This is a genomic window from Streptomyces sp. NPDC027962, assembly GCF_055566095.1.
Genome location: NZ_JBVHTA010000006.1, coordinates 13,326 through 39,438, shown reverse-complemented (window position 1 = coordinate 39,438; position 26,113 = coordinate 13,326). Strand labels below are relative to the sequence as shown.

At 70.3% G+C, this 26,113-nt stretch carries 24 protein-coding genes and 2 pseudogenes; 9 read left to right on the top strand and 17 right to left on the bottom strand.

The features are described 5' to 3' along the window. Window positions 1–290: 290 nt before the first annotated feature. The 4 genes from ACZ4SA_RS07615 to ACZ4SA_RS07600 all read right to left on the bottom strand — a co-directional run bounded on the left by ACZ4SA_RS07615 (window position 291) and on the right by ACZ4SA_RS07600 (window position 3,018). Entirely contained in the window at window positions 291–935 is a 645-nt protein-coding gene (locus ACZ4SA_RS07615; RefSeq protein WP_468270898.1) for a LysE family transporter, read from the bottom strand. Window positions 936–984: 49 nt separating this feature from the next. After that, window positions 985–1,176 (bottom strand): hypothetical protein, encoded by a 192-nt coding sequence (locus ACZ4SA_RS07610; protein WP_468270896.1) that lies wholly within the window; start codon window positions 1,174–1,176, stop codon window positions 985–987. A gap of 117 nt (window positions 1,177–1,293) precedes the next feature. Beyond that, window positions 1,294–2,340 (bottom strand): rod shape-determining protein, encoded by a 1,047-nt coding sequence (locus ACZ4SA_RS07605; protein ID WP_468270894.1) that lies wholly within the window; start codon window positions 2,338–2,340, stop codon window positions 1,294–1,296. Between the two features lie 117 nt (window positions 2,341–2,457). Further along, a complete protein-coding gene (locus ACZ4SA_RS07600; protein WP_468270892.1) occupies window positions 2,458–3,018 on the bottom strand; it encodes a hypothetical protein in 561 nt (186 codons plus the stop codon). 131 nt (window positions 3,019–3,149) lie between these two features. Between ACZ4SA_RS07600 and ACZ4SA_RS07595 the strand changes: the two genes are divergently transcribed. After that, entirely contained in the window at window positions 3,150–3,905 is a 756-nt protein-coding gene (locus ACZ4SA_RS07595) for an SCO2400 family protein (RefSeq protein WP_468270890.1), read from the top strand. Window positions 3,906–4,122: 217 nt separating this feature from the next. Here ACZ4SA_RS07595 and ACZ4SA_RS07590 read toward each other — a convergent pair whose 3' ends face one another. Further along, window positions 4,123–4,584, bottom strand: a complete 462-nt coding sequence (locus tag ACZ4SA_RS07590) for a MarR family winged helix-turn-helix transcriptional regulator (protein ID WP_468270888.1) — start codon at window positions 4,582–4,584, stop codon at window positions 4,123–4,125. 89 nt (window positions 4,585–4,673) lie between these two features. Between ACZ4SA_RS07590 and ACZ4SA_RS07585 the strand changes: the two genes are divergently transcribed. Further along, window positions 4,674–5,693, top strand: coding sequence for an NADP-dependent oxidoreductase (locus ACZ4SA_RS07585; protein ID WP_468270886.1), 1,020 nt, complete (start codon window positions 4,674–4,676; stop codon window positions 5,691–5,693). Between the two features lie 75 nt (window positions 5,694–5,768). Further along, entirely contained in the window at window positions 5,769–6,191 is a 423-nt protein-coding gene (locus ACZ4SA_RS07580; protein WP_468270884.1) for an organic hydroperoxide resistance protein, read from the top strand. An 85-nt stretch (window positions 6,192–6,276) separates the two neighbouring features. Here ACZ4SA_RS07580 and ACZ4SA_RS07575 read toward each other — a convergent pair. Next, window positions 6,277–6,662: pseudogene (locus ACZ4SA_RS07575) on the bottom strand (M14 family zinc carboxypeptidase); the annotation flags it as partial. A gap of 136 nt (window positions 6,663–6,798) precedes the next feature. Here ACZ4SA_RS07575 and ACZ4SA_RS07570 point away from each other — a divergent pair. After that, window positions 6,799–7,602, top strand: coding sequence for an EI24 domain-containing protein (locus ACZ4SA_RS07570; protein ID WP_468270882.1), 804 nt, complete (start codon window positions 6,799–6,801; stop codon window positions 7,600–7,602). 105 nt (window positions 7,603–7,707) lie between these two features. Here the strand turns inward: ACZ4SA_RS07570 and ACZ4SA_RS07565 are convergent. The 3 genes and pseudogenes from ACZ4SA_RS07565 to ACZ4SA_RS07555 form a co-directional block, all read right to left on the bottom strand. Next, window positions 7,708–7,847: pseudogene (locus ACZ4SA_RS07565) on the bottom strand (IS630 family transposase); the annotation flags it as partial. Then, a complete protein-coding gene (locus tag ACZ4SA_RS07560) occupies window positions 7,820–8,641 on the bottom strand; it encodes a carbon-nitrogen hydrolase family protein (protein ID WP_468270880.1) in 822 nt (273 codons plus the stop codon). The gene ACZ4SA_RS07560 and the pseudogene ACZ4SA_RS07565, both read right to left, overlap by 28 nt. A gap of 145 nt (window positions 8,642–8,786) precedes the next feature. Beyond that, entirely contained in the window at window positions 8,787–9,716 is a 930-nt protein-coding gene (locus tag ACZ4SA_RS07555) for an SGNH/GDSL hydrolase family protein (RefSeq protein WP_468270878.1), read from the bottom strand. Between the two features lie 265 nt (window positions 9,717–9,981). Here ACZ4SA_RS07555 and ACZ4SA_RS07550 point away from each other — a divergent pair, with 265 nt between their 5' ends. Beyond that, window positions 9,982–10,476: a DUF3145 domain-containing protein gene (locus tag ACZ4SA_RS07550; protein WP_468270876.1), complete on the top strand. Its 495-nt coding sequence runs from the start codon at window positions 9,982–9,984 to the stop codon at window positions 10,474–10,476. Between the two features lie 392 nt (window positions 10,477–10,868). On the opposite strand, the gene ACZ4SA_RS07545 is transcribed toward ACZ4SA_RS07550, so the two are convergent. The 5 genes from ACZ4SA_RS07545 to ACZ4SA_RS07525 all read right to left on the bottom strand — a co-directional run bounded on the left by ACZ4SA_RS07545 (window position 10,869) and on the right by ACZ4SA_RS07525 (window position 15,795). Then, window positions 10,869–12,131, bottom strand: a complete 1,263-nt coding sequence (locus ACZ4SA_RS07545; RefSeq protein ID WP_468270874.1) for a beta-ketoacyl-[acyl-carrier-protein] synthase family protein — start codon at window positions 12,129–12,131, stop codon at window positions 10,869–10,871. Window positions 12,132–12,210: 79 nt separating this feature from the next. After that, the gene (locus ACZ4SA_RS07540) at window positions 12,211–12,459 is read right to left on the bottom strand and encodes an acyl carrier protein (protein WP_468270872.1); all 249 of its coding nucleotides are present in this window, start codon (window positions 12,457–12,459) and stop codon (window positions 12,211–12,213) included. A 65-nt stretch (window positions 12,460–12,524) separates the two neighbouring features. Next, complete coding sequence (locus ACZ4SA_RS07535) at window positions 12,525–13,592, bottom strand: beta-ketoacyl-ACP synthase 3 (protein ID WP_468270870.1); 1,068 nt, start codon at window positions 13,590–13,592, stop codon at window positions 12,525–12,527. A gap of 14 nt (window positions 13,593–13,606) precedes the next feature. After that, on the bottom strand, window positions 13,607–14,521 hold the full coding sequence (locus tag ACZ4SA_RS07530) for an ACP S-malonyltransferase (RefSeq protein WP_468270868.1): 915 nt from the start codon (window positions 14,519–14,521) through the stop codon (window positions 13,607–13,609). 89 nt (window positions 14,522–14,610) lie between these two features. Further along, complete coding sequence (locus tag ACZ4SA_RS07525) at window positions 14,611–15,795, bottom strand: PucR family transcriptional regulator (protein WP_468270866.1); 1,185 nt, start codon at window positions 15,793–15,795, stop codon at window positions 14,611–14,613. Between the two features lie 92 nt (window positions 15,796–15,887). Between ACZ4SA_RS07525 and ACZ4SA_RS07520 the strand changes: the two genes are divergently transcribed. From ACZ4SA_RS07520 to ACZ4SA_RS07510, 3 genes are all read left to right on the top strand, one after another. Next, window positions 15,888–16,547, top strand: coding sequence for a pirin family protein (locus tag ACZ4SA_RS07520; RefSeq protein ID WP_468270865.1), 660 nt, complete (start codon window positions 15,888–15,890; stop codon window positions 16,545–16,547). A gap of 800 nt (window positions 16,548–17,347) precedes the next feature. Next, window positions 17,348–22,108 carry a ricin-type beta-trefoil lectin domain protein gene (locus tag ACZ4SA_RS07515; protein ID WP_468271226.1) on the top strand — a complete coding sequence of 1,587 codons (4,761 nt, stop codon included), beginning with the start codon at window positions 17,348–17,350 and terminating at the stop codon, window positions 22,106–22,108. Between the two features lie 13 nt (window positions 22,109–22,121). Beyond that, window positions 22,122–22,772: a hypothetical protein gene (locus ACZ4SA_RS07510; RefSeq protein WP_468270863.1), complete on the top strand. Its 651-nt coding sequence runs from the start codon at window positions 22,122–22,124 to the stop codon at window positions 22,770–22,772. 437 nt (window positions 22,773–23,209) lie between these two features. Here ACZ4SA_RS07510 and ACZ4SA_RS07505 read toward each other — a convergent pair whose 3' ends face one another. Further along, window positions 23,210–23,479, bottom strand: coding sequence for a DUF397 domain-containing protein (locus tag ACZ4SA_RS07505; protein ID WP_468270861.1), 270 nt, complete (start codon window positions 23,477–23,479; stop codon window positions 23,210–23,212). Next, window positions 23,463–24,287, bottom strand: a complete 825-nt coding sequence (locus ACZ4SA_RS07500; protein WP_468270859.1) for a helix-turn-helix domain-containing protein — start codon at window positions 24,285–24,287, stop codon at window positions 23,463–23,465. Before ACZ4SA_RS07500 ends, ACZ4SA_RS07505 begins: the two co-directional genes overlap by 17 nt. A gap of 84 nt (window positions 24,288–24,371) precedes the next feature. On the opposite strand from ACZ4SA_RS07500, the gene ACZ4SA_RS07495 reads away from it, so the two are divergent. Then, entirely contained in the window at window positions 24,372–24,791 is a 420-nt protein-coding gene (locus ACZ4SA_RS07495; RefSeq protein ID WP_468270857.1) for an ATP-binding protein, read from the top strand. Between the two features lie 5 nt (window positions 24,792–24,796). Here ACZ4SA_RS07495 and ACZ4SA_RS07490 read toward each other — a convergent pair whose 3' ends face one another. After that, complete coding sequence (locus tag ACZ4SA_RS07490) at window positions 24,797–25,984, bottom strand: L,D-transpeptidase (RefSeq protein WP_468270855.1); 1,188 nt, start codon at window positions 25,982–25,984, stop codon at window positions 24,797–24,799. Window positions 25,985–26,113 lie beyond the last annotated feature (129 nt).

Genomic DNA, 26,113 nt, shown 5'->3' with positions numbered 1-26,113 from the left:
GGTGGCGCGTTCCGCCCGTACGCGTACACCCAGCCTGCCAGGGCCGGGTCGGACGGCAGCAGGAAGCCGATCGAAAGCGAATCCTGCGCGCTGCCCTTGGCCCGTGAGCGGTCGCCTTGGCCTGGGCGTGAGGTGTCAGTGGTGCCGGTCACGGTGCGGGCACGACAGATTGGACCGACTGTGGCGTCATCGCGTGGATGGCCTCCTGCTTCCAGGCCCGCAAGGTCCTCGGCGATGCACCCCTCCGGATGGGGTCGTCGCGGTCGCCGGCGCAGGGTCGGGCAAGGGCGCTACGGGAGCGGCAGCGCGATCTTCACCGCGTACACGGCGACGAGGCCGTAGCCGATGCGGAAGGTCCAGGCGCGCGCCCGGCCGGAGATCCGGACACCGGCGAAACCGCCGGCCGCGACCAGCAGCTGCTGCCACACCAGCGAGGCCACGAACACCCCGGCGACAAAGACGGCTCCGGCGGTGCCTCCGCCGAGGGCGGCGCCCTGAGCTGTGGTGAGCGCGGCGAAGTAGAGGGCGGTCGTGGGGTTGATGAGGGTCAGGGCGGCGAAGCGCGTGAAGACCCGCACGGGTCCGCCGTCGGCGCTGGCGGTCGCGCCGGGCGCAGAGGCGTCTTCTTCGGCGGGGAGGGCCTTGGTGCGTGAGGACAGCAGGCCGTGGGCCGCGATGCCCACGAGGACGATCGCCGACACGAGGCGCACCCACGCCTCCACACCGGACAGCGCGGACGCGATCAGCGGGCCGAGGGCCGTGGCCACGGCAGCGTAGGCCATGTCGACGACCGCGACGGCCGCCGCCGCCGCCACCGCTCCCCGCCTCTCGCGCATGCCCTGCTGGACCAGCAGCACACCGATGGCCCCGACCGGCATGGCCACACCCAGCCCGGCCACCGCGCCGGCGGTCGCCGTCGTCCACAGCTCGCTCATGGCGCACCACTGTCGGGCCTCGCCCGCGGCCGCGCGACTCATTTACCTGCTACGCCGGGCCTGCGGCGTCGGGCCTGCTACGCCGGGTTCGCTCCGTCCGCCCGGTCGGGATGTCCTGCAGCGGCCGGTGCCACGGCAGGGTCGTACCGCGCTCCCGGTCCTCGCCCAGGCCGCCGTCCGTGACCGTGAGCCGGACGCCCTGGCGCCCGTCCGGCAGCCGCGCCGTCGCGTCGACGTGCACGGGTGCCGACGCCGGTCACCGCCTCGAGAAGCGCCGCGACCCGGGGAGTTTCGTTCCCGGGGCCGACCGCGTCACCGCCGGCACCGGTCCTCACCGTTTCGGTCTTCCCCGGCGGGCTCAGTCCACTTCTTCAACCACCGGGTCGAGTTCCAGGGGCTGGACCCTGCCCTCCACCATGGCGCCGAGGCCCTGCACGGTGCATGTGTCCGGCCGCTCCGCGATGGTGACGCTCATTCCGGTCGCGTCCCGCAGCATCTGGTCCAGTCCGGGAAGCAGCGCGCTGCCGCCGACCATCATGATGCCGCGGTCGACGAGGTCGGCGACCAGGTCCGGCGGGCAGTCCCGCAGCACCTTGCCGATACCGTCGAGCACCGAGGTGAGTGGTGTGTGGATCGCCTTCCGGACGGAGGCGGTGTCGACCCGGACGGAACGGGCGAGGCCGGTGGCGACGTCCCGGCCGTGGATCTCCGTCACCGACGGGCCCTGCTGGGTGAGGCCGTTGCCGTGCAGGGCTACCTGGAGCGGGCGCACGGACTGGCTGGGCAGCATCAGCTCGTGCTGGTGGCGCAGGTGCTGGATCACCGCGTTGTCGATGGCGTTGCCGCCGATGGGGATACGGGTGGCGGTGACGATCGAACCGAGGGACAGGACTGCGATCTGCGTGGTCGCGGCGCCGCACACCATGATCATGGCACCGCTGGGCTCCTCCACGGGAAGGCCGCAGCCGACGGCCGCCGCGATCAGGGTGTCGACCAGTTCGACCCGGTGGGCGCCGAGACCGACCAAAGTTTCCACGGTGGCGCGTTGGGCGAGCGGGTCGCTGTCGTGCGGTGTGCTGGCGGCGGCGCGCAGCCGGGGCTTGCGGCGCAGCTGGCGGCGGAGCTTCTCGCCGAGCAAGTGGCGGAGCATCCGCTGGGCCATGTCGATGTCGACAACGGTGCCGCCGGAGACGGGGCGGGCGACCTGGATGTAGTCGGGTGTGCGGCCGGTCATCTGCTCGGCGAGGGAGCCGACCGCGATCAGCGCCCCGGTGCGGGTGTTCACGGCGGCGACGCTCGGTTCGTCGACGACGAGTCCGAGGCCCTTCACGAAGACGCGCGTTCTGGCGGCTCCCAGGTCGACGGCTACATGGCAACGGCGCAACTGCTCAATGCTGACGGTCACGGCGGGTCCTCCCGAGTGCGGTACTTGCTTCGCATCGTGCGATCACCACGGGCCGGGCGCGCGCTGGGATGCGCCGGTCGGGGGGTGCGGGGGTGCCCGACCTGACGGACCGGCAGATCAGTCCGTGAGCCGTTGCAGCAGGCCCCAGGTGAATTCCGCGACGCGCGTCTCACCGCCGGGCAGGGTGAACGCCAGCCGCCATCTGGTCGGTGCCGAACCCTCCATCGGCCGGGCGGGCGGGAAGGCCCTCGCCACCTCGTCCACGGTGCACGACCACGGAGCCAGATCGGCCGGCGTGCGCAGGTCGGGCCCGGCCGTGCCCGGAGCGCGTACCAGCCACTCGTTCCACACCGCGCCGTTGTCCGCGGCGAGTACCTCGAAGCGCAGGTCGGGCCAGAGCGGCACCGGCCACAGGTGCGCGTCGCAGGTCAGGTCGCCGATCTGCCGCCGCTGCACCGAGGCGGGCTCGCCGAGCACCGAGCGATAGCGCGCCAGCGCGCCCCGCGACCTGGGGGAACGCACCATCGCCTGCCACCGCCGGTTGGCCTCGCGCATCTGCGTGAGCGAGACGCCCAGCCGGTGGCGGGCGTCCTCGACGAGGTCGGGCTGGAAGTCGGCCATCCGCCGCAGAAGCACCAGTTGGAAGTCGAGCGGTCCGAAGCGGGCGTCAGGGTTCATGACCGACATCCTGCCCGCAGGCATGCGTCAACCGTGGCGAGTCGGCTCGCCGCGGAAGGCGGCTTTCCACACAGGATCTGCACAGGGTGACCCACCGTAGGTACCCCGGTGGCGAATACTCTGCGGGCGCCATGGATTACTGCCACCCGTGCGGACGGCACCTCAACGGCGCCCTGGCCTGTGCCGGGTGTGGAACACCGGTCGAGGAGCTCCGTCACCACAGCCCCAGCGCTCCCGAGCCGGATCACGTCTACGAACTGGACGTGGAGCCCGAGCCTGCGGGCACCCATGGGCCACGCCGTTCGCGCCGACAGGCCGCGCCGCAGCGGCGCCGGCCCGCGGGGCGCCGTGCCCGGAAGCGGCGCGGCCGCAAGGTGCTGCTCGGAACGTTGGGGCTGGTGCTGGCGGCGGGAGCGCTGAGCCTGGCGGAGCTGGCCATCGAAGGCTCGGGCGACGACGGCGCGGCGACGGCCGTGAGGGAGGAGCCGATCGTCGAGTCGGAGACTCCGGAGCCGTCGGCCTCCGAGGAGTCGCACGACGTGCCCGACCAGGTGAAGGAGCCGGCTGTGACGAAGTCCGGCTCCCCGCGCCCCGGGAAGTCCGGCAAGGGCACCGGTGAAGGCGAGGGCTCGGGCGGCGAGGGCTCGGGCGGCGACAGGGAGGGCGACGGCGCGAAGCCGTCGGAGCCGGAGCCGGAGCCGGACGAGGGCGGCTCCCCGTCCGCGTCGTCCCCGGACGACCGGCCGGGCGAATCGAGCCCCAGCAGCACCGGCGAGCCGCCCGCGGACCCCGGCGGCGACGACCCGCCGGACCAGGAGAACCCGCCGCCGCCTCCGGAGCCGACGCCGACAAAGACGTGCGAACGCTGGCTGTTCTGGTGTATCTAGTGCTGTGACCGGAAAGGGTTCACCGGCTCGCGACGCCCGGCACGGCACCTCGCTGCGTTGTCGCATCACCCAAGTACATCCAGTACGCGGGAGATCCTCCGCCTTGCGATGCACCGCACCGGACGCCGCGAGCTTTCCGGCAAACCCTTCCGGTCACAGCACTAGCCCGGCGGACCAGGGGCGGGGCCCGCCCTGGGCGCGACCCGCTTCCCAGCGCCTAACGCGCATCCTCTTCGGCCGCCCGGTCGGCCACGTCCGCGCCCAGCATTCGCTGAAGCAGGTCCCGCAGCAGAGTGCGCTCCGCCTCGGTCAGCTGCGCCAGCGGCTCGCGTGCGAAGTCCAGTGACTCCCGCAGTCTGCGGTCCGTGTCGCGGCCTTCCTCTGTGGCCGCTGCCAGCTTCACTCTGCGGTCGCCCGGGTCCGGGCGGCGCTCGACGAGACCGCGGGCCTCCAGGCGGTCCACGATCCCCGTGACGTTCGACGGCTCGCACTTGAGCTTCTGCGCTATGCGGCGCATCGGCGTGGTCTCCATGGACAGCAGCGCCAGGACGCGGGCCTGTGCCCCGGTGAGGGTGTGCTCGGCGGCGGCCTGCTCGTATTCCGCGTGGTAGCGCGACACGACGGCTCCGATGAGCTCGACGACCTCGAGGGTCACAGGGTCTGTTCGCTGGGTGGCCATGGCATCAGGATAGCGACTTACTTGACAACATGAAATATCCAGGCGCATGGTTGTTTCAGGTAATGAACCTTTTCTAGGAGGCACGCAGTATGTCCGCACTTCCCGCGTCCGGCCGTGAATGGCACCTTGTCGCCCGCCCGCACGGCTGGCCCAAGGCAGAGGACTTCGCGCTGCGAGAGGCGCCCGTCGCCGAGCCGGAGGAGGGCCGCGTCCTCGTGCGCAACCTGCACTTCTCCGTCGACCCGTACATGCGTGGCCGGATGAACGATGTGAAGTCGTACACCCCGCCCTTCCAGCTCGACCGGCCCATGGAAGGCGGCGCGGTCGGAGAGGTCGTCGCGTCCGCCGCCGAGGGCTTCGCGGTCGGCGATCACGTTCTGCACGGCCTCGGCTGGCGGGAGTACGCGAGCGTGCCCGCCAAGCACGCGACGAAGGTCGACGCCTCCCTCGCCCCGCTTTCCGCGTACCTCGGCGTGCTGGGCATGACCGGTCTCACCGCTTACGCGGGACTCTTCGAGGTCGCGTCCTTCAAGGAGGGCGACACCGTCTTCGTCTCCGGTGCCGCGGGCGCCGTCGGCAGCCAGGTCGGCCAGATGGCCCGTATCAAGGGCGCATCGCGCGTCATCGGCTCGGCCGGCTCGGACGAGAAGGTCAAGCTCCTCGTCGAGGAGTACGGCTTCGACGCGGCGTTCAACTACAAGAACGGCCCGGTCGCCGACCAGCTGAGGGAAGCCGCTCCCGACGGCATCGACGTCTACTTCGACAATGTCGGCGGTGATCATCTCGAGGCCGCGATCTCCTCGTTCAACGTGGGCGGCCGCGCGACCATCTGCGGGATGATCGCGCAGTACAACAACACGGAGCCGGCCCCCGGCCCGCGCAACCTCGCCCTCGTCATCGGCAAGCGGCTGCGTCTGCAGGGCATGCTGGTGAACGACCACGCCGCGCTCCAGCCGCAGTTCGTCCGGGACGTGGCCGGCTGGATCGCCTCCGGCGAGCTCAAGTACAACGAGACCGTCGTCGAAGGCATCGAGAACGGGTACGAGGCCTTCGTCGGGCTTCTCCGCGGCGAGAACACCGGAAAGATGATCGTTTCCCTGCCCCGGTAGGCCACCCGTTAGGCTCTTCCTCAGCCGTCGCGATCGTGGGCGCGAGTCGCGGCGAACCAGCAGGAGGAAGTCTCCATGTCCATCCAGCAGTCCGACGTGCTGTACACCGCTGTCGCCACCGCGGAGAACGGTCGTGACGGCCGCGTCGCCACGGCAGACGGCACGCTCGACGTGGTCGTCAACCCGCCCAAGGAGATGGGCGGCAGTGGTGCCGGCACCAACCCGGAGCAGCTGTTCGCCGCCGGTTACAGTGCCTGCTTCCAGGGCGCGCTCGGTGTCGTGGCCCGCCAGGAGAAGGCGGACATCTCCGGCTCGAGCGTCACCGCCGAGGTCGGCATCGGCAAGAACGACGACGGCTTCGGCATCATCGTCAAGATCTCCGCGAGCATCCCGAACGTGGACGCCGCCACCGCCGAGGAGCTCCTCGAGAAGGCCCACCAGGTCTGCCCGTACTCCAAGGCGACCCGCGGCAACATCACGGTCGAGCTCGCGGTCTGACGAGCAGGACACGACGAGGGTCGCACCCCGCGCGGGGTGCGACCCTCGTTCTCCTGGACATCGGGGGATCGGAGCGGTCGGCTGATCAGCCGGCCGGCAGCGCCCGCCCGATCTGCGCGAAGACGCCCTTCGGGTGCGCCCGGAACAGCGGCTCCGTGCCGAACAGCGCCACCGGCGTCCCCGCCCGCGACGTACCGGAGACGATCGACGCCCGGCCCGCCGCGTCACCCGGGCCGCCCGTGCCCTTGTCCGTGGCACGCCAGTGGCCGGACACGAGCGGGTTGCCCGTGCCGTATGACTGCTCCACCGCACCCCGTTGCCGAGGCCGGTGAACCACACCGGCGAATGGACGAACGTGTGCGCCGGGGCGCCGCCGGTGATGGCGCCGCCCGCGTTGGCCACCCGCACCACGTCGTTGGCGTCGCCGTTGCCCTCCACCGCGGTCACGTCGAGCAGCGCCGTGGCCTTGTTGGTCGGCGTGAGCCCATGCGGTACGAGCCTCCGGTTGTCGGAACGATTCGGCACGGTGATCAGTGCTGGTGATCAGCAAGCAGGGTCTACCGGTTCCGCTGCCGAACAACAAGAGGCACCCCGATAAGGTGTGCGCATGCGTGATCTCGGGGTGGGCTTCGGCTACTTGATGAAGGGCCAGCGCTGGGTCGCCGGGCACGGCCGCTGGTTCGGCTTCGGTCTGCTGCCCGGACTGGTGACCCTGGTGCTGTACGCGGCGGCGCTCGTCGGACTCGTCCACGGCGCCGACGACCTGAGCGCCTGGGCGACGCCGTTCGCCGACGACTGGTCCTCGCCGTGGCTCGGCATCTTCCGCGGCACGCTGACGGCGCTGCTGTTCGCCTTCGGCCTGTTCCTCGCGGTGATCACCTTCACCGCCGTGACGCTCCTGGTCGGCCAGCCCTTCTACGAGAACCTCTCCGAGCAGGTCGACCGCTCCGAGGGCGGCGAGGTGGCCCACTCGGGACTGCCGCTCTGGCGCGAGCTGTGGATCTCGGCGAGGGACTCGCTGCGGATCGTGCTGCGCGTGATCTTCTACGGCGTGCTGCTCTTCGCCTGCGGTTTCATCCCGGTCGTCGGTCAGACGGTGGTCCCGGTGGTCGGGTTCTGCGTCTCCGGCTTCTTCCTGGCGGAGGAGCTGACGGCGGTGGCCCTTCAGCGGCGCGGCGTCGAACTGAAGGAGCGGCTGGCGCTGCTGAGGGGCCGTCGGCTGCTCACCCTCGGCTTCGGCGTACCGCTGACGCTGGCCTTCCTCGTCCCGTTCGTCGCGGTCTTCCTGATGCCGGGCGCGGTGGCGGGCGCGACGCTCATGGTCCGCGACCTGGTCGGTCCCGAGGACCCGGACCCGACCGCGGAGCCCACCCGACCGGGCCCGCACACCCTCCGCAAGGCGGACCAGTGACCTGAGGCAGAGATTTTCTGGCAGTAGGTGGTTTTGCCGACCGGTCTCGTCCGCGGTTCGGTCCGTTATGGGGACTGTCATGGAGCGTGTCGGCACCGTTGCACAACCGGACGCCGACCCGCAGCGCCTTGGCGATCACCCCGCTCGTCCCACCCCTGTAGAACCGTTCGGGCGGCCTGAAGCCGTAACCCCTCGCGGAACTGCTGCCGTTCGGCAGTCAGCCCGCCGCCCTGTTGGTACCGCAGGACCCAGGAGCCGTCAGCCCCTCCGACGCCACGAGTCCAACGTCGGCAACGTCTCCGGCCCGGGCGGGCAAGCCCTGGACGGTCACGACCTCGGCCACCGCGAGGCCCGGCGCGTCCGGGCCGGCGGTGGCGAGCAGGGCGCCGTTCGGGGCCCAGGCCGCGCTGCCGCCCCGGCAGTCGCCGACGCTGCACGGACCCACCGCGTTGGCGAGCAGCACCGGCAGGGCGTTGTCGGCGGCCCGGGCCGGATAGACCTGCTGGAACGAGTCGTTGTCCGCCTCGAGTACCGAACTCGCCACATACACGTGGCAGCCGTCGGCCTTCGCCCGCTCGGCGACCTCCGGGAACCGGTTGTCGTAGCAGATCGCCACCGCGAACCGGACGCCGTCGAGGACGAAGCGGCCGTCCTCGGTGCCGGCCGTGAAGACGTCCGATTCCTCGCCGTACAGATGCGTCTTGTCGTAGCGGGCGAGCAGTTCGCCGTCCGGGCCGATCACGAGCGCCGTGATGGTGGGCCGGGGGCCGGCGGAGCGGGCGGCGCAGCCGACCAGTGCGGCCGTCGACGTCGTACGGCACGCCTCCCGCAGCGGCTCCAGACGTGGATCGTCCTCGGCCAGCCACAGGTCGGGCCTTGAAGCGATCAGCTCCAGGTCGTAACCGGTGGCGGCCAGTTCGCAGAAGGCGACCAGACGGGCCCCCCGCCCGGCCGCCGTGCGCACCAGAGCCTGCATGCTCCGGACGTTCGCCTCGATGTCGCCCGGTACGGATGTGAACTGGCCCGCCGCAAGTCTCATGCGCCCATCATGCTGCCCCGCCGCTGCCGGCCGCCACGGAGATGATCGTCCACCCCTGGTCGATGATGTCCAGCCGGTTCCGTACGAACTCCGGGTCGGGGGGCGTCAGGGACCCGCTTTCGGACGCCGCCCGGCTCGCGAGCCCCTACCGCCCGGCCCTTGGCGCCTTCGCGGCTGTGACGTGGCGGTATGCGATCTCCGCCAGCCGCTGCTGGCCGTTCCGGCTGGGATGGAACCAGTCCCAGCGGCTCAACTGATCACCGGTGAAGCGGAAGTCGAAGACGGCCCCGCCGTCGTACCGGCAGCGCTCGTCCTTGTCGCACACGTCCCTCAGCACCCCGTTGTACGCCAGGACCCGCTGCTGGACCGTGTCCCGGCGCTGCTGCGCCCGCGGGCTCTCGTCCTGTGCGTCGCCGAGCATCGAGGCGCAGATGCCCAGCTTCCATATCTGGGCGCCCAACGGGTCGTCACGTCCCGTCGCCCACAGGCGCTTGAGGTCCGGCACGCTCGTCACGTACACCTGCGCCTTCGGGGCGTCCTTCCTGAGCCGGGCCATCGACTCCTCGAACGACGCGCGGAAGTCCTCGACCGGTGTCATCCGGTCCACGGTGTCCGCGCAGGCGTCGTTCGCGCCGACCATGACCGTGACCAGCTCCGGTTTGTGGGCCGCGGCCTGCGCCATCTGGTCCGGCAGATCCGCCACGTCGGCACCGGAACGGGCGTGGTTCCAGCTGCGCTGCGCCGCCGACGCGCCGAGCAGCCGCATGGCCAGGCTGTTCACCGTGGTGTCCGAGCCGGTGGCCCAGGAAACCTCCGGACAGTCCGTCAGGACCTGGCACGCGTCGAACCCCCGGGTGATCGAGTCGCCGACCGCGGCGAGCGAACGGGGGCTGCGGTCCCATACGGGGGTCGGGCTCGGACTGGGGGAGGGGCGTGCGGATTTCCCCGGCGGGCGCTGAGCCGAGGGCCCTGACGCTACGTCACATGCCCCGAGCACACCCGTCGCCAGGGCGGCGGTGGTGAGCGCGACGACCGCGGCGGTACGCGCCCGGAACGTCCGATTGCGTCGTCGCATCGTCACTTTCCCCTCCACAATCCTGGCATTCGCCCTCCTGCCGAGTGAAACCTTGGTGCGTACGGGCGCCAGGACCGACAGTACGTCACCCCTCGGTGGGTCTCGCACGGTAACTTTTGCCACGTCGACCCAGAGGGTCCACCTCGCCCACCGGCGCCAGTAAATTACATCACGTCACATCCCGTCCCTTTTGCGGAGACTTGTTCCCGATGCTGTTTACTGAGGCCGCTGGGAAGGCGAACCTCGTCCCACACTGGAGGTCCCGGTGACGACACGTGGCGTTCTGTACGTTCACTCCGCACCGCGCGCGCTCTGTCCGCATGTCGAATGGGCGGTCGCGGGCGTGCTCGGCGTACGGGTCCAGCTGGACTGGATCCGACAGCCCGCGTCGCCGGGCACCTGGAGAGCCGAGTTCTCCTGGCAGGGCGAGGTGACCACCGCTTCCAAGCTGGCGTCCGCGCTGCGCGGCTGGCATCTGCTGCGCTTCGAAGTGACGGCGGAGCCGTGTGCGACGGCGGAGGGCGAGCGCTACAGCGCCACGCCGGACCTCGGCATCTTCCACGCGGTCACCGGCATGCACGGCGACATCCTGATCCCCGAGGACCGCCTGCGGGCGGCGCTGGCGCGGTCCGTGCAGGGCGAGACGGATCTGGAGGCGGAGATCGCGAAGCTGCTGGGGAAGCCGTGGGACGACGAGCTGGAACCGTTCCGGTATGCGGGGGAGGGAGCGCCGGTGCGGTGGCTCCACCAGGTGGTGTGACACTCCGTCTTGTCGGGGCGCCGCTCCTCTTGTCGGGGCGCTGCCCCGAACCCTCGCGCCTCAACGCCGGCGGGGCTGGTTGCGGCCCTGTCAGGCGGGTCGGGTGTGCCGCCGGTCTTGTCGGGGCGCTGCCCCGAACCCCCGCGCCTCAACGCCCGCGGCTGGATGTGCCTTCGCGCCTCGAACCCCGTCGGGCTGGAAGTGCCCGCCGACGGGGCTGACTTTGTCAGCCCGTCCGGCGATTGAGGACACCGCGCGCAGCGCGGTACGGGTCCGGGGGAGCCCGCCACGCGGCGGAACCGCACATCGGTACTGCGGGAAGAGGTGGGTGGGGGTAAAGCCAAAGCCCGCGCCCCCACAAAGGGGGCGCGGGCCTCAGTCACCGCGAAGGATCAGACCGTGCGGAACGCCAGCACCACGTTGTGGCCGCCGAAGCCGAACGAGTTGTTGATCGCCGCGATCGTGCCCTCCGGCAGGCCCCGCGGCTCGTCGCGGACGATGTCCGCGTCGACCGTCTCGTCCAGTTCGTCGACGTTGATCGTCGGCGGGGCCGTGCGGTGGTGCAGTGCCAGCACCGTCGCCACCGTTTCGATGCCGCCCGCACCGCCCAGCAGGTGGCCGGTCATCGACTTCGTCGCGGAGACCGCCACGTGGTCGAGGTCGTCACCGAGGACCGACCGCAGTGCCTTGATCTCGGCGACGTCGCCCTGCGGCGTGGACGTCGCGTGGGCGTTGAGGTGGACGACCTCGGACGGCTTGAGGTCCGTGGTCTCCAGCAGGTTCCGCAGCGCGGCCGCGATTCCGCGGCCCGTCGGCTCCGGCTGGGCGATGTGGTGGCTGTCCGCGGACAGGCCCTGGCCCAGGACCTCGCAGTAGACCCTCGCGCCGCGCGCGGCGGCGTGTTCGGCCGACTCCAGGATCACGACGCCCGCGCCCTCGCCGAGGACGAAGCCGTCGCGGGCCGTGTCGTAGGGGCGCGAGGCCTTCGTGGGCTCGTCGTTGTTCTTGGACATCGCCATCATGTTGGCGAAGGCCGCGATCGGCAGCGGGTGGATCGCCGCCTCCGTGCCGCCCGCGACGACCACGTCGGCACGGCCGGTGCGGATCATCTCGACGGCGTAGCCGATGGCTTCGGCGCCGGACGCACAGGCGGAGACCGGGGTGTGCACGCCCGCCTGGGCGTTCACCTCGAGGCCGACGTTGGCGGAGGGGCCGTTGGGCATCAGCATGGGCACGGTGTGCGGGGACACGCGGCGTACGCCCTTGTCCTTGAGCACGTCGTACTGGTCGAGCAGAGTCGTTACGCCACCGATGCCGGAGGCGATGACCGTGCCCAGGCGCGCCGGGGCGATGGACTCGTCCTCTCCGGCCGGGGCGGTGTAGCCGGCGTCGGCCCATGCCTCGCGGGCCGCGATCAGCGCGAACTGCGCGGAGCGGTCCAGGCGGCGGGCCAGCGGGCGCGGCAGAACCTCGCCCGGGTCGACCGCGGCGGTCGCCGCGATCTTCACCGGAAGATCGGCGAAGCGCTCACCCTCGAGCAGCTTCACGCCGGAACGCCCGGCGATCAGACCTTCCCAAGTCGATGCGCTGTCGCCACCCAACGGTGTGGTTGCGCCGATACCGGTGACGACCACGGTGCGATTGGTCGAGTTCACAGGAATTCTTTCTCCACGTGTAGAGGGTGCTGAATTTTCACGGCGCCACCGAAGGGTGGCGACAAACGCGACGTGAGACTCAGGCCTGGTGCTTGGCGATGTAGGCCGCGGCGTCGCCGACGGTCTTCAGGTTCTTGACGTCCTCGTCCGGGATCTTGACGTCGAAGCGCTCTTCGGCGGCGACGACGACCTCGACCATGGACAGCGAGTCGACGTCCAGGTCGTCGGTGAAGGACTTGTCCAGCTGGACGTCCTCGACCGGGATACCGGCGATCTCGTTGACGATCTCGGCGAGACCGGCAACGATCTCTTCCTGCGTGGCGGCCATGTTGGCGCTCCTTCGGTGGTTATCAGAGGGTGTGGCAGCAGCCGTCCGGAAGATCCGTACGGTGCCTAGGGGAGGGTAACGACCGTCGCGGCGTAGACGAGACCCGCCCCGAAGCCGATGACGAGCGCGGTGTCGCCGCTCTTCGCCTGTCCGGTCGCCAGGAGCCGCTCCATAGCGAGCGGGATCGAGGCGGCCGAGGTGTTGCCGGTGGTCTCCACGTCACGGGCGACCGTGACGTGCTCCGGCAGCTTCAGGGTCTTCACCATCGAGTCGATGATCCGCATATTGGCCTGGTGCGGGATGAAGACGTCCAGGTCGGCCACGCTGATTCCGGCGGCGTCGAGCGCCTGCTGCGCGACCTTCGCCATCTCGAAGACGGCCCAGCGGAACACCGCCTGGCCCTCCTGCGTGATGGCGGGGAACTTGACCTCGCCGCGCTCGCCCCGCGGCAGTTTCGAGACGTCGCCGGTGGGGGTCCCCCCGCCCGAGCGAAGCGAGGAGCGGGGGAGGAAGTCGTCCCACGGCACGGTCTGCTTGATGGTCTCGGATTTGTCGCCCTCGGATCCCCAGACCGTGGGGCCGATGTGCGGCACGTCCGAGGGGCCGACGACGACCGCGCCCGCGCCGTCACCGAACAGGAAGGCCGTCGCACGGTCTTCGAGGTCGGTCAGGTCGCTCAGCCGCTCGACGCCGATGACGAGTACGTACTCCGCGGAACCTTCGACGATCATGCCCTTGGCGAGGGTCAGGCCGTAGCCGAAGCCCGCGCAGCCGGCGGAGATGTCGAACGCGGCGGGCTTGCCCGCGCCGACCTTGTCGGCGATCTCGGTGGCCACGGCCGGGGTCTGCTTGAAGTGCGAGACGGTGGAGACGATGACGGCGCCGATCTGCTCGGCGGCGATCCCGGCTTCGGCGATCGCCTTGCCCGAGGCCTCGACCGACATCGCCGTCACGGTCTCCTCGGGGGAGGCCCAGTGGCGGGTGGCAATACCGGAGCGGGAGCGGATCCACTCGTCCGACGAGTCGATCTTCTCGAGGATCACCTCGTTGGGCACGACCCGGGTCGGACGGTAGCCGCCGACACCCATGATGCGTGCGTACGGGGCGCCCTTGCTGGGCTTGATCTTCGACATGCTCTACGGCTCCTTCAGGCAGTGTGCTCGGCGAGCAGCGTGCGGGCCGCGTCGAGGTCGTCGGGGGTCTTCAGCGCCAGCGTCGCCACGCCGGGCAGGGCGCGCTTGGCGAGGCCGGTGAGCGTCCCGCCGGGGCAGACCTCGACCAGGGCGGTGACGCCCTGCTCCTTGAAGGTCTCCATGCACAGGTCCCAGCGGACCGGGTTGGCGACCTGACCCACCAGACGGGAGATGACGTCGGCGCCGTCGGCGACGATCTGCCCGTCCTTGTTCGAAACGTACGGGACGGCCGGGGCGGAGACCGTGAGGGCCTTGGCGGCCTCCTCGAGCTTCGCGACCGCGGGCGCCATGTGGTGCGTGTGGAACGCGCCGGCCACCTGCAGCGGCAGCACACGGCGGACGCCTTCCGGCTTGTCCTCCGCGAGCGCGGCGAGCTGTTCGGCGGTGCCGGCGGCGACGATCTGGCCGGCGCCGTTGACGTTCGCCGGGGTCAGACCGAGCTTCTCGAGGTGGGCGACCACCGTCTCCGCCTCGCCGCCCAGGATGGCCGACATGCCGGTCTCGGTGATCGCGGCCGCCTCGGCCATCGCGAGGCCACGGGCCCGTACGAGCCGCAGCGCGGAGGTGTCGTCGATGACACCCGCGAACGCGGCGGCCGTGATCTCGCCGACGCTGTGACCGGCGACCGCGCCGGGAGCCGGCTCACCGAGCGCGGACGCGGACAGCAGTCCGGCGGCGACGAGCAGGGGCTGGGCGACAGCGGTGTCGCGGATCTCGTCCGCGTCGGCCTTCGTGCCGTAGTGGGCAAGGTCGAGCCCGATGGCGTCGGACCACTCCGCGATGCGGGCGGCAGCGCCGGGGAGGTCGAGCCAGGGAGTCAGGAAGCCGGGCGTCTGAGCGCCTTGGCCGGGAGCGACGAGTACGAGCACCCTCACACTCTCTCTTGTGGACGGCTTCCCCCGCCCGTGAGGACAGGGACGAAGAACCGTCAGGGGAATTGTCGGTGTTCCACAAAAGTCTAGAGCTGGGCATCTCCGTCGGCCAGACGCCCGAGGATGAGGGCGATTCGCAGTGTGAAGGCGGAGCGTACATCGGAGGGTGACCAGCCGGTGACGTCTGTCACACGTCGGAGCCGGTAGCGCACGGTGTTGGGGTGAACGAACAGCATGCGTGCCGCGCCTTCGAGACTGCTGGCCTGCTCCAGATAGACACTCAGAGTTTCCAGCAGAGCCGACCCGGCCTCTTCCAGTGGTCTGTAGATCTCCTCCACCAACTGCTCGCGCGCCGCAGGGTCGGAGGCGATGGCGCGCTCCGGCAGCAGATCGTCCGCGAGAACCGGCCGCGGCGCGTCCTGCCACGCGGAACACGCCTTGAGCCCCGCCGCGGCGGCCTGCGCGGACCGGGTCGCGGCCAGCAGATCGGGCACGATCGGGCCGGCGACGACCGGCCCCGCCGCGTACGGGCCGATGAGGGCCTTGGCGACATGGAGCGGGTTGTCGCTGCCGCCGGCGATGACGACGAGCCGGTCGCCGAGCACCCCGGTCAGCACCTGGAGCTTGGCGTGCCGCGCGGCACGCCGGATGGCCTCGACGGTCAACTCACTGTCGCCGTCCGGCGCTGTGCCGAGGATCACGCACACGTGCTCGGGCGAGTTCCAGCCGAGCGCCGCGGCCCGGGAGACGGCGCCCTCGTCGGCCTCGCCGGACAGCACCGCGTTCACCACGAGCGACTCGAGCCGGGCGTCCCAGGCGCCGCGGGCCTCGGCGGCCTGGGCGTACACCTGGGCGGTGGCGAAGGCGATCTCCCGAGCGTAGACGAGCAGCGCCTCACGCAGGACCGACTCGTCGCCGGGCGCGGCGACCTCCTCGATCGCCGTCTCCATGACCTCGATGGTGGTGCGCACCATCTCGACGGTCTGGCGCAGGGTGATGGCCCGGGTCAGTTCGCGCGGGGCCGTGCCGAAGACGTCGGTCGAGATCGCCTGCGGGGTCTCCGGATGCCGGAACCACTCGGTGAACGCCGCGATACCGGCCTGGGCGACCAGACCGATCCACGACCGGTTCTCCGGTGGCATCGCCCGGTACCACGGCAGTGACTCGTCCATGCGGGCGATGGCGTTCGCGGCGAGCCGGCCGGAGGACTGCTCGAGGCGGCGCAGGGTCGCGGAGTGCGGGTGGGAGGAGTTCGCTGCAGGTTCGGGCACGGGACAAGAGTGCCTTATCAGGACGCGAGGGCTGAGTGCCGGGTTCTTCTTCATCGCGCCGGCACCTGCCGGCTCCCGGCTACGGTGGTGGCGTGATTTCCGTTCGGCGCGCCGGCGAGCGCTACAGCGGCGGCGACCCCGCGGCCGGCATCGAGTCCCTGCACGCCTTCTCCTTCGGGCGCCACTACGATCCGGACAATCTGCGCTTCGGTGCGATCCTCGCCTGCAACGAGGAGCGGCTCGCGCCCGGCGCCGGCTTCGACGAGCACCCGCACAGCCACACCGAGATCGTCACCTGGATCGTCGAGGGCGAACTCACCCACCGCGACTCGGCCGGGCACGCCACCGTCGTCGGCCCCGGCGACGTCCAGCGCCTCAGTTCGGCGGGCGGGGTGCGGCACGTGGAGCGCAACGACGCGGACGTGCCGCTGGTCTTCGTGCAGATGTGGCTCGCCCCGCTGGAGCCGGGCGGGGAGCCGTCGTACGAGATCGTCCGCGGCATCGCCGACTCCACCCCGTACGCCCTCCCGGAGGCGGGCGCGATGCTGCACGTGCGGCGCCTCTCGTCCGGCGAGCGAAGCGCCGTGCCGGACGCGGCGTTCGTGTACGTGCACGTGGTGCGCGGTCAGGTCCGGCTCGACACCGCCGAGTTGGGGCCGGGGGACGCGGCACGGATCACGGACGCGGAGGGCCTGGAGCTGGCGGCGGTCAAGGCGGCGGAAGTGCTCCTGTGGGAGATGACGGCCCGCTGAGGCGGCCGGTCAGCAGGGCGAGGGCCTCGGACGGTGGCCGACCCCGCCTCCGCGGTCGGCCACCGGGATCCCGGGACCTTCGCGTTGTTCCCCTGGGGCCCTCGTGTCTGGCACGCAGCGCCCGCCGAGCCCCGGCCCGCACCGGGACGGGCGACCCGACGGGCGAGGCTGCGGGGCGCCGCTCCGGATGTACGAGTAGGCGGCTTCCGGCCGACTTGTGGCCAAGAAGCTTCGTTGCGAGCCCTCCCTCTCTTCAGATGCCACACGTGCATTCGGAGCTGTGAACGGGGCGTTTGCCGGTTCTGTGCCGTCACCAGGCGTGCAAATGGTTTTTCGGTCCCGGGGTCCGGGTTCCGAAGTCGGTACTTGCCGGGTGTTGTTTGTGTGTGGATATGGTGAACGCCGCGCTCAGGGGCGGGACTTGACCATCCTGCTGTGGCGCGCACGTCATTCGGCGGCTGGGGGAACAGTGCCGCCGTGGGGGAGGGGTGGTTCGTCGTGCCGCGATACCGGCTCGTTGTACATGCTGCTTTGGTCGCTGCTGCCTGCTGCCCCGGTTCCCGCAGCGGGACCTTGGGCTGACCCGCGCGTATCGCCACCGTCTTTTTTGGGGTGGTTCCCCCTGCCTGCCTTCGCTCGTTACAAAGGACGACTCCTTGCGTCTCAGACCGGGGTTCTTGAAGCCCAGATCACGCATATCTGCAACGTTCACCTCCGCCGTCACTTCCGTCGTCGCCCTGGCCGTTCTCGGTGGCCTGGCTGTCCAGCCAGGCCTGCCCGGCGGGGACGCCGAACCGCGCATGGCCACGGTGGGTGACTCGTACGACGGTTACGACACCAAGGCAGCCGAACGGCTGCGTGAGGACCAGTGCCTGGCCGGCGAAGCCCTGCGCACGGGCGGACCAAGCATGTATGCCCTCGCTCGGGAGGCCCTCGCGCTGCCGCCCGATCAGCTCCACGAGAAGCTCGAGCGGGACATCTTCAGCGACAAGACCCCGCTGCATCAGGCCGACAGTGCGGACAGCGCACGTACGGGCCAGTGGGTCGACAAGGTCCAGAAGCAGGGGTACGCGTGGTCGAGTGCCACGAGCGGCCTGGAGTCCTTCCCCGGCGAACCGCGCGACGCGAACAAGATCTACGACCGGGTCGGGCTGTTGCCGTGGTTGTGGCAGTCGTACGGGGCTGCGGTAGAGGGGGTTCTCAACCCGTTCTGGGACCCGTCGCCGACCGCTGACGACAAGACGAAGGCTGCCGCGCTCGCGATCGGCGACCCGCTGTACACCAGCGGTGGCACGCCGAAGGAGCAGGAGGCGTGGGCGCTGTGGAAGAAGAACTCGGGGAAGGTCGAGCCCAACCAGTTCTTCGTTCCCAGGGTGTTCGCCGATGATGCCCGGATCTTCCTGGCCTCGGGCGGCTTCCCTCGCACGGCGCCGGCTCCGGGCACGCCGGAGTTCCGTATCGCGGTCGAGGATCTGAAGACCCGTTTCGCGTCGTGTGCGTGGCACGATCCGATCGACCCGAACCGGGTGCTCGGCAAGGAGGTGGCGCAGGCGTCCGCCGAGTGGCAGCAGGAGATCGCCGCGCAGGCCACGCAGCGGCAGCAGATCCTCGCTTCCAGTGCCACCGCCACGAAGGCGTTGCAGGACGGCACGTACACCCTGGGGCAGATCGTCGGCCAGTCGTGGCTCGCGGACTACTACACCCGCTGGCAGGACTACTGGGCCGCGGGCGGTGTGGGCTGGATCGGGGACAGCGATGTGACGATCCAGGTGCCCGGGGCGAGGGGCAGCTGCCTCGATGTTGCGGGCGCCGGCAAGGCCAACGGCACGCCGGTCCAGATCTACACCTGCAACGGCAGCGCGGCCCAGCAGTGGACGCTCGAGGGCGGCGAGGACGACCTCCACCTGCGGAACGTCGGTTCGCAGAAGTGCCTGGACGTGGCGGGGAACGCGTCGGCGAACGGCACGAAGATCCAGATCTCGGACTGCTACAAGTCCAAGGGCCAGTCGTGGAAGGGCGACGTCCGTGCCACCTCGCCGCTGAAGAGCGTCTCCACGGGCAAGTGCCTGGACCTGCGGGCGTTCACCAAGAGCACGGACGCGCGGCTGTGGGACTGCAAGAACACCAACGCGCAGAAGTTCCTGGTCAAGCCGTCCGGCCACAAGGGCACCGACAGCCTCTGGTACCCGGACAAAGCGCAGTTCGACCGGGCGAAGAAGAGCCTCGCCGCCACTCAGGCGGCGGCGAAGAAGCACCTGGCCGCACTCAAGACCCAGCTGGAGAAGGCCAAGAAATCGGCTGTTTCCTCCGACGCGGCCGAGCAGGCGGCGTACGGGATCGCGGATGCCGCTGGTGCGCCGCGGGGTCGTGGTCTTCTCGTCGGGCAGCAGAAGGCGCAGGTCACCAAGGGCTCGGTGGCTGCGCTGACGGCGATGGTGAAGGCCGGTGAGACCGCCGAGGCCGCAACCCGCGCCGCGGCCGGTGACAGCAAGACGATCACGCAGCGTGCGCTGGCTCAGGCCGCGCAGGTCAACGCCGAATTCCGCAAGGAAGCCGCCCACAAGGCCGAGTTGCAGGCGAAGGCGGCAGCGGACGCTGCGAAGCTGCACCGGGACAACGCCAAGAAGGACAAGGAGACGGCGGAGGCCAAGCTCGCGGTCACGCTGAAGGCGGAGGCCGACGCGAAGGCGGCTGCCGCCGACGCGCACGCCAAGCGGCTCGCGGCCGAGGCCGAGGAAAAGACGGCCAAGGCGGAGAAGGACACCGCCGCCGCCAAGCAGGCCGAGGCCAACCGGCACAAGCAGACCGCGCAGGCCGAGGCGGCGAACGCCAAGGACGCCAAGGAGAAGGCCGAAGCGGCCGAGGCGACCGCGGTCGAGAAGAAGAATGGCGCGGTCAAGGCCCGCGACAAGGCGCGTGACCTGCGGGACGACGCGTGGGACGCCGCGCAGAAGGCCGACGCGGCCCGTGCCAAGGCGCACGCGAAGGAGGCGTTCGCCGAGGCTCACGAGTCCGACAGCAACGCCAAGGAGTCCAGGGCGGCAGCGGACGCGGCGAACGCGCATGCCAACGACGCCGAAGCGGCAGCCGGCCGTGCCCGCACCGCGGCGGATGCCGCGACCCAGGCGGCGGCCGAGGCAGATGCCGCGGCGACCCGTGCCGAGGCGGCGGCCAAGCGGGCCCGTTCGAACTCGGACGCCGCCCAGGCCGCCAAACTGAAGGCCGACGCCGCCGTCAAGACCGCGACGAGCGCTGCGGCCGATGCCATCGACGCGTCCGAGCACGCCTCCGCCGAGGCCAAGACCGCAGTCAAGCTGGCGGAGGAGGCGGAGAAGCTGGCGAAGGCCGCCAAGTCCCACGCGGACGCGGCGAGCAAGGAGGTCGTTAAGGCACTGGCCGCGGCGGCGAAAGCGGCGGGCTTCGCCCACGTCACGGCGCAGGCCGCCGTCGACGCCGGGAACGCGGCCGCGCAGGTCGCCAAACCGGCCAACGACGCCATCCAGCTCGGCTCCCCGTATGTCACCACCGACTCGGCCGCAAGCCTGGTCGTGCTGACCGGGCAGGCGTCGAAGTCGATCGCCGAACAGCAGAAGGCCGTCGCCGACGCCCACGCCAAGAACGCACAGGCCGAGGCCGCAGCCGCCAAGAACCTCGCCGAGCAGGCGAAGGGCGACGTGAAGATCGCCTACCAGCACGCCGCCAACGCGGCCGGCCACGCGGCAACCGCCCGCATCTACTCGAAGGAGGCTCTGGGCTACGCGGCCGGCGCCGCCGCAGCCGCCGCCAAGGCATCGGCGTCACTGGCCCGCACGATCGAGTACGACCGCAAGGCCACAGCCGACGCCGCAGCCGCCGACAAGGCCGCAGGTCGTGCCGAGGGCTATGCCAAGGACGCCCGTGACTCCGCCGACCAGGCCGCCCTCGACGCCCAGGCCGCACGCGACGCCGCAACCGCGGCCGAGCAGTCGGCCAAGGAGGCACGCGCAGCCGCCAACCGCGCCGCCACCGCCGCCACCGAGGCCGAACAGGCTGCCAAGGACGCACTGAAGTACGCGAAGGAGGCGCAGAAGGCAGCGGAGGAAGCGGCACGCAACGCCGCGAACAAGCAGGTCTCCACCGGTGCGGGCACCGGAGTGGGCGGCACGTGGTACGTCGTCGACGAGGACACCATCGAGATCACCGACGCCAAGCAGCATGAGCCCTGCGTGATCACCGTCGGTTTCGAAGGCTGCACCACCACGTTCACGGTCACCTTCAGCGCGGTGGTCGACTTCTTCCTCTGCACCAACCCCGACACGACGGCCGGTGCCGGCGCCTGCCCGCCGCAGGACACCCTGCTCATCGAGAGCAAGCGCATCCAGGGTCTGAAGAAGGACGTCACCAGGTACTTCTCCAAGCTGGAGCTGATCCAGCAGACCCTCACCTACAAGCTCATCAAGGCGGTCCTGGTCCAGGACTTCGTCGACTGCTGGCACGGCAGCGCCAGCGGCTGCGCCTGGGCGCTGAGCAACTTCATCCCCGGCAAGGCGTTCGGCAAGGTCTTCGAGGGAATCCGCGCCCTGGACGCCGCCATGAAGACCGGCGTCGGCGTCCGTGACGCGTTCAAGGCGCTCAAAGCCCTCGACCTGGACCCCGTGACCCTCGCCATGCTCGAACGCTCGGTGAACGTCTACGAGGACGCGTTCACGGCCTGCACGCGCAACAGCTTCCCCGCCGCGACCCCGGTGCTGATGGCGGACGGTTCACACCGGCCCATCAGCCAGGTGGGCGTGGGTGACCTCGTCCAGGCCACGGACCCAGCATCCGGCAAGCTGCGCGCCCGGCAGGTCACCGACACCTTCCAGCACGACACCGAGCGGCTGGTCGACCTCACCATCGCCGGCGGCGGCACGCTGACCAGCACCGCGGGCCACAAGTTCTACGTCGTGGGCCGTGGCTGGACGCTGGTCTCCGACCTGAACGTCGGTGACCGCCTGCGCACCCCGGACGGCTCCGTCCGCGCGCTGACGGCCCTCCGTGACCGCTCGGGCCTGGCTCCGCGCACGGTCTACGACCTCACCGTCGACGACCTGCACACCTTCTTCGTGCGCACGAAGGGCCAGCGGCCGGACGACGTGCTCGTCCACAACTGCCTGAACCTCACACTGCACGAGGGAGACCGGGGTGCCCACACGATCAGGGATCATGTGGACATCAGTCCGCAGGACGCGGTTCAGAAGGCCATCGACGACCTGGCGAGGAACCCCAGGCACCGCGGTGTGACCGGCGTCTGGACGGACCTCGCAACGGCCCAGGCCTCTGTGGACGCGGCCTTCGCGAAGTGGTACTCCACCCACCGGTCCGAGCTGGAAACGTGGATGAAGAACACTCCCAAGGATTCGGAGAGCGCCTTGCACCTCAAGTCGTTCAGAATCCAGCTGGACACCCCGGGCTCGCTGGGAACCCTCTACCCGACCACCGGCGTCGCGCACGCGCGTCCGGCCGGGAACTGGGTCTCCATCACCCTGAAGAGGTCCAAGCACAAGCCTGGGTACATGGTCTACACGTCGCACCCGGAGTGAGAGTGACCTGGTAATGGAGCGCAAGGACATCTGGATCGATTTCGGCTTCAGCGGTCTCACCAAGTGGTTCGGCAGCCCCTGGGCCGGCGAACACACCCCGCTGGAGATCGTCGTGCTGGCCGCCGACTGGGGCGAGGGTGCTTACGCACCCACCCTCCTCGACGACGCCGTCGGGCTGTTGGACTCACCGCTGCCCGCCAGGGTGATCGACATTCTGTGGTGTGCGGCCGTCGGCATGGAATTCGTCCCGGATGCGCGATGGATGGACGGACGCGACTGGCTCCGCCAGATCGTGGACGTCTGCGAGGAACGCATCCGCCGGGACGAACCGGGATTCGATGCTCACCCGCAGGTGCCCGCGTGGGATCCGGAACTGAGGGACGCGGTCCTCGCCGAGGTGCGAACCATCGCAACGGAACTGGAGCACGCCACTACCGACCACCCCTACTGCGGGGTTCCGGAAGTGGTCCCGTCGCTGGAACGGGTGGTCACCGAGGTCGACCCCGACCTCGGGTTCCGGCTCTTCCTGCGAGTCCTCAAGGCGTACTTGGTATGGATCAGCGAGTCGCAGCACCTCCGGTACCGCGAGCTGGGCGAGCGATTCGGATACAACGAGTTCGTTGTCGATGACGGCACTCTCCAGATCAGGTCGCGCGCGGACTGACTGCTGAGCACTACCACCGAGGGCGGTATCCGGTCTTCCACGGGTACCGCCCTCGGCACTTCGTCATCCCCACCGCTCTTCCGAAGCAGGAGCTTCCCCCCGTTCCTTCCGCCGCGTTCAGCGCGGGCGGTCGCGACGACGCACCGTCGCGCCGTGCGCCGCCGCCACGGGTTCGCGGTGTCCGCCGCGTACCCCGCGAGCGCGTCGGGCTCGCACGCGCTCAGCTCGGGGTCGGGCTGCGGGCCCCCGCGGGGGGATCAGCGCCTGTGTACCGCATCGTGGGGATGCCTGTCGCGGCTAAGCCGCCCGGGTCGTACACCGACGCTTTCGCCGTCGGCAGGTCATGGTGGAGCCCTGCCCACGGCTGCTTCGTGGTCGTCCGCGCATCCTGTCAACCCGCCGCTGCACTGCCTGGGAGCGGGCCCTGGGTAACGGGACTACCGCAGGCCGTCCACGAACGCCTGCCAGGCGTTTGAACCGATCGTCACGACCGGTCCGTCCGGGTTCTTGCTGTCGCGGACGGGGACGGTGGCGGTGGGGCAACCGTCGGCGACCTCGACGCACTCGTTGCCGTTGGTTTCGCTGTACGAGGACGTGCGCCAGGTGGCGGCACCGGTGACGGTGCACTCGACGCATTCACCGCCGTTGGTACCGCTGTAGGACGACTTCCGCCACTGTGCTCCGGTCAGGTCATGACTGGTCCCCATAGCGTTCCTCCATCACACAAGCGATCAGGGCCGCCGAGTCCTCGGGGGAGAGGGCTGTGGCTTGCAAACGAGCGTATCCGACCGAACGCTCCCTGATCACTTGCGGATTGGCCGTCATGTGCCCCTGGTCGTAGCTGTCCACGTAGAGCAGGTCGGGGTCGTCGTCGAACCTGAGGAGCGTGAACGGCCCCATCATCCCGGTGTGCTGTCCGACCGAGAACGGAAGCACCTGGATCTGCACCCATGGGTCCTGGCGGAACTCCAACAGCTGGGCCAGTTGCCCCCGCATGACGTCACGCCCGCCGACTGCCTGTAGCAGGGCCGCCTCGCTCATCACGACCCAGAGGGCGGGAGGGGCCTCGCGCTTGAGGATGCGCTGGCGGTCGAGTCGGGCCGCCACCAGTTCGTCGGCCCGGTGAGGATGGTCGACGCCTAGCAGCGCTCGCGCGTACTCCTCCGTCTGCAGCAGCCCGTACACCAACTGAGCCTGGTACGTGGAGATGTAGGCCGCCTTCGCCTCCATCTCGGCGTATGGCTGGAACCAGTTGGGCAGTTGGCTGCGCAGCACCAGGCCCACCAGGCGCGAGAAGACGCCGTCCGTGCCGAGGGCAGCGTCCACACGCTCCGAGAAGTCGCGCGTGGGGACCTTCTTCGTCGTCTCGATCTGGCCGATCAGTGACCCCGTGCAGAAGATGATGTCCCCGAGCTGGCCCTGTTTGAGGCCGTGTGCCTCGCGTTGGCGGCGGAGTTCCCCGCCGTAGTAGTCGAGCGGGGAAGCGCTGGGGTCGAGTGACTGGACGTTGGCCACGGCGGGTACCTCCGGCCTGCAACGCCTCGCGGCGTTCGGTTCTTTCCGTAGCCCAGCGTAATCAACACATCGCACGCTGGTGACATGAATCACGGAACTGACCAGCAGCAAACCGGTTATCGCGCCCAGTTCGCCGTCGGTGAGCACTCGGCTCGCCATCTGCGCCGCATCCTGCGTGCCTACTTGGCGAGCTGGGACCTGATCGAGGTGGCCGACGCCGCGGAGCTGGCGCTGACCGAGCTGGTCGCGAACGTCGTGCGGCATGTGCCGGGACGGCGCTGCCGCACGCTGATCGAGTTCCGGCCCGCAGGCGTACGGGTGGAGGTGTCGGACGGTCACCCGGCCCTCCCGCGCCTGCCGGACCGGGAGGAACTGGCCTACGGCGGGCGCGGGTTGTTGCTGGTCGACGCGGTCACGGACACCTGGGGTGTGGAACAGCACACCGGCGGGGACGGCAAGACCGTGTGGTTCGAGTGCGTGGCCAAGGCGGAGGGCACCCCGTGAGGGCATCAGCGCAGAGCGCTCCGCGCCTGCCAGTCCGCCCACGAGACGTTCCACGCGCCGAAGCCGTTGCCCGGTGCGACGACGCCCTTCGTGTCCTTGCCCTTGATCTCGAACGGGTCGCCGGGGCGGACCTGGGCGTAGAACCAGGCGGCGTTCGCGTCGCTCATGCCGATGCAGCCGGAGCTCATGTTGGCCTTGCCGAAGTACCGGTCGTTCCAGGGGGCCGCGTGGGCGTACATGCCGGACCAGGTCAGCCGCATCGACTTGTCGACCATCTTGTCGTAGGCGTCGCCGAGGCCGACGGTCTCGGAGTTCATGTTGATCGTGCCCTCCTTGGCCATCAGCACGGCCGTGCCGCGCCAGGAGCGCTTGTCGCCGCCGGGGGTGCCGCCGGAGACCGGGATGGTACGGACCGCCCGCCCGTCCCGTTCCAGGGTGAGCTGCTTGTGGTCGAGGTCGACCTTGACGACCTGACTCGCGCCGATCGTGAAGGTGGTCGAATAGTCGCGGACGAACCAGCCGCCGTCTCCCGAGTCCGTGCCGTTCAGCTGGGCGTCGAGGGTGACCTTGGTGCCGGGCTTCCAGTACTCCTTGGGGCGCCAGTCGATCCGGTCGCGGCCGGAGTAGTCCTCCAGCCAGCCCCACGACCCCCCGGTGTCGTCGGAGGTCGTGAGCTTCAACTGCTTCTCGACGGCGGCCTTGTCGGTGACCGGGCTGTCGAAGACGAGGGATATCGGCTGGGCGATGCCGACGGTCGTGTTCGCCCCCGGCCGCCAGTCGACCTTGTTGACCTTGTCGGCCGCCGCGGTGGTGAACGCCGACTTCACCGTGTTCTTCGTGCCGGCCTTCGTGGTGGTCGTGGCGGTGACCGTGTACGAGGCGCCGGGTGCGGCCTTGCGTTCGGAGGTCCAACTCGCGCCGTCCGCAGCGACCTTGCCTCCGAGTGTGCGGCCCTTGGTGTCGGTGGCGGTGACCGAGGTGAGCGTGCCGCCCGCCGCCGTGACCTTGACGGGCTCACCGGCCCGCACCCCCTCGCCCTTCGGTGTCACGGTCACGGTCGCCGGGCGGTCCTCGACCGCCGCGGAGCCGCCGGCTTTGCCGTCCGCGGCCGGCATGCCGGATCCGGACGAACAGGCGGCGAGCGGCGCCAGCAGCACCGCGACCGCCGCTATGCGCACACGTATGTGGCTCAACGGATTCCCCCGTCACGAGTAGTGGATGTACCGGCGACTGTAGAGCTGCGGAACCGCAGGTGAGCGGTGCTGCGGCCATGTGACGGCGACTGCAGGGGAACGGTCGTCGTCCGGTCACATTCGCCGCGC

Bases quoted from the DNA above. Each gene is read 5' to 3' on its own strand.
- ACZ4SA_RS07560 (WP_468270880.1), bottom strand. From the start codon at position 8,641: ATGAGACTTGCGGCGGGCCAGTTCACATCCGTACCGGGCGACATCGAG.
- ACZ4SA_RS07505 (WP_468270861.1), bottom strand. From the start codon at position 23,479: ATGGGGACCAGTCATGACCTGACCGGAGCACAGTGGCGGAAGTCGTCC.
- ACZ4SA_RS07535 (WP_468270870.1), bottom strand. From the start codon at position 13,592: ATGTCGAAGATCAAGCCCAGCAAGGGCGCCCCGTACGCACGCATCATG.
- ACZ4SA_RS07540 (WP_468270872.1), bottom strand. From the start codon at position 12,459: ATGGCCGCCACGCAGGAAGAGATCGTTGCCGGTCTCGCCGAGATCGTC.
- ACZ4SA_RS07580 (WP_468270884.1), top strand. From the start codon at position 5,769: ATGTCCATCCAGCAGTCCGACGTGCTGTACACCGCTGTCGCCACCGCG.
- ACZ4SA_RS07590 (WP_468270888.1), bottom strand. From the start codon at position 4,584: ATGGCCACCCAGCGAACAGACCCTGTGACCCTCGAGGTCGTCGAGCTC.
- ACZ4SA_RS07515 (WP_468271226.1), top strand. From the start codon at position 17,348: ATGGCCACGGTGGGTGACTCGTACGACGGTTACGACACCAAGGCAGCC.
- ACZ4SA_RS07615 (WP_468270898.1), bottom strand. From the start codon at position 935: ATGAGCGAGCTGTGGACGACGGCGACCGCCGGCGCGGTGGCCGGGCTG.
- ACZ4SA_RS07595 (WP_468270890.1), top strand. From the start codon at position 3,150: ATGGATTACTGCCACCCGTGCGGACGGCACCTCAACGGCGCCCTGGCC.
- ACZ4SA_RS07570 (WP_468270882.1), top strand. From the start codon at position 6,799: ATGCGTGATCTCGGGGTGGGCTTCGGCTACTTGATGAAGGGCCAGCGC.
- ACZ4SA_RS07585 (WP_468270886.1), top strand. From the start codon at position 4,674: ATGTCCGCACTTCCCGCGTCCGGCCGTGAATGGCACCTTGTCGCCCGC.
- ACZ4SA_RS07555 (WP_468270878.1), bottom strand. From the start codon at position 9,716: ATGCGACGACGCAATCGGACGTTCCGGGCGCGTACCGCCGCGGTCGTC.
- ACZ4SA_RS07600 (WP_468270892.1), bottom strand. From the start codon at position 3,018: ATGAACCCTGACGCCCGCTTCGGACCGCTCGACTTCCAACTGGTGCTT.
- ACZ4SA_RS07510 (WP_468270863.1), top strand. From the start codon at position 22,122: ATGGAGCGCAAGGACATCTGGATCGATTTCGGCTTCAGCGGTCTCACC.
- ACZ4SA_RS07495 (WP_468270857.1), top strand. From the start codon at position 24,372: ATGAATCACGGAACTGACCAGCAGCAAACCGGTTATCGCGCCCAGTTC.